This is a genomic window from Caldanaerobacter subterraneus (assembly GCF_004345675.1).
GTDB classification, from domain to species: Bacteria; Bacillota; Thermoanaerobacteria; order Thermoanaerobacterales; family Thermoanaerobacteraceae; genus Thermoanaerobacter; species Thermoanaerobacter subterraneus.
In genome coordinates this window covers 1-1,421 of record NZ_SLWU01000057.1, presented here as the reverse complement: position 1 = coordinate 1,421, position 1,421 = coordinate 1, and the positions used below count along the sequence as shown (strand labels likewise).

Genomic DNA, 1,421 nt, shown 5'->3' with positions numbered 1-1,421 from the left:
CTGAATGAGAATTTATTATCAAAATTAAGATGAGGAGGAGATTTTATGCCAACTTTTGTCTCTGGTGCTGTTAATCTTTTAAATGATGTCTTAACGTGGATTCTTTACATTATACCTGCTGCTTCCGGAGCAGCTATAGGGTATCATGCTTTGATGAAGCAGATGGGAGACGGCGACCCTGCTGTTACTGCAGCGCACAACAGGTCTATAAGAAACATCTTAATAGGCGGCGCAATAGGGATGAGCGCAGCTTCAATTGTTAAAGTATTTTTATCCTACTTCAAGTAATTTTAAAGGGTCGGATTATACCGGCCCTTTCTGGAGGTGTTTTTCTTGTTTGCTGCAATAGAGAACATGATTATGAATGCTGTAAATAATTTTTTCACGAATATACTGGATAGTCTCCTGAGCCTTTTTGTTTCATTTTTAGGAGATGAGATGGCACTGGCTTTGAAGATTTTAAATACACCTTATGTAACTAATGCAATCTACCTTACAAAAGTAGTAGCAGGTACTCTTTTAGGAGTAAAGGTAGCTGCTGAGGCATTAAAAACATACATTCTATACAGCTCAGGAGATTCATCAGCACAGCCTCTGGAGCTTCTTAAAAGAACTGCCTTTGCTGCCCTAATGATTTCAGCAGGTCCTTGGGCAGTGACGACAGTGTACGAGTGGGGTACAGAGCTTGCAAAGGCTGTAGCATCTTTGCCTTCAACACAAACAGCCAATCCTACTGCAGGAATTACTACAATTCTGCAGCAGCTTTCTTCTTTTTCTTCTGCTGTTATTTTCATAGCTCTTACAGCAGTAGTTATATGGATTTTAATTCTCATTCAGACAGGTATAAGAGCTGTAGAAGTTGCTTTTCTTGCAGTGTCAGCTCCTATTATGGCTGTAGGACTTACAAGACCCGATGAAGGTGTGTGGTCTGTGTGGTGGAGAGAGCTTATTGTTTTGTCTTTATCTCAAGCTGTGCAGACTTTCATGATTAGGGGCTTTCTCTCAACAGGAGTTAACATGCAGTTTACTCAGCCTGTACTAAATCTTTTAATGCTCATAGGCTGGCTCTGGGTTGCATTTAAAACTCCTGCTGTTTTAAGACAGTTTGCATATCATTCAGGACTTGGGTCTGCCATAGGCCATGCAGGACAGACAGCAGGAAGCATGTATATAATGAGGAGAATGATTTTGAGAGGATGATGTGGGTTGTATCAAGTTCCTAAAAATATTTCTGCACGATTTGAATTTTTTCCAGGCTTCGGATGGAAAGAGCTCTTTTTTGTGCTCTTAGGCCTTTTGTTAGGCTTGATTGTTTATTTGATTTTATCTATCTTTACTCACTCCCCTGCTAGGTACCTAGCAGTGTTTATCTTTACCGGCCTTGCTTACTTTCTGGTTATTCCCGGTCCTGACGGGAGCAG

The 1,421-nt window shown here is 40.7% G+C and carries 3 protein-coding genes; all 3 read left to right on the top strand.

From position 1 onward, the window contains the following. The first annotated feature begins 45 nt into the window (after window positions 1-45). Window positions 46-288 carry a hypothetical protein gene (locus EV203_RS13040; protein WP_019907144.1) on the top strand — a complete coding sequence of 81 codons (243 nt, stop codon included), beginning with the start codon at window positions 46-48 and terminating at the stop codon, window positions 286-288. Window positions 289-333: 45 nt separating this feature from the next. After that, window positions 334-1,200, top strand: a complete 867-nt coding sequence (locus EV203_RS13035) for a conjugal transfer protein TrbL family protein (RefSeq protein WP_132040885.1) — start codon at window positions 334-336, stop codon at window positions 1,198-1,200. A 6-nt stretch (window positions 1,201-1,206) separates the two neighbouring features. Continuing rightward, window positions 1,207-1,421 (top strand): PrgI family mobile element protein (locus EV203_RS13030; protein ID WP_132040884.1); only part of this gene is annotated, 215 nt, incomplete at its 3' end.

Coding starts and splice junctions, on each gene's coding strand:
- EV203_RS13040 (WP_019907144.1), top strand. CDS start 46: ATGCCAACTTTTGTCTCTGGTGCTGTTAATCTTTTAAATGATGTCTTA.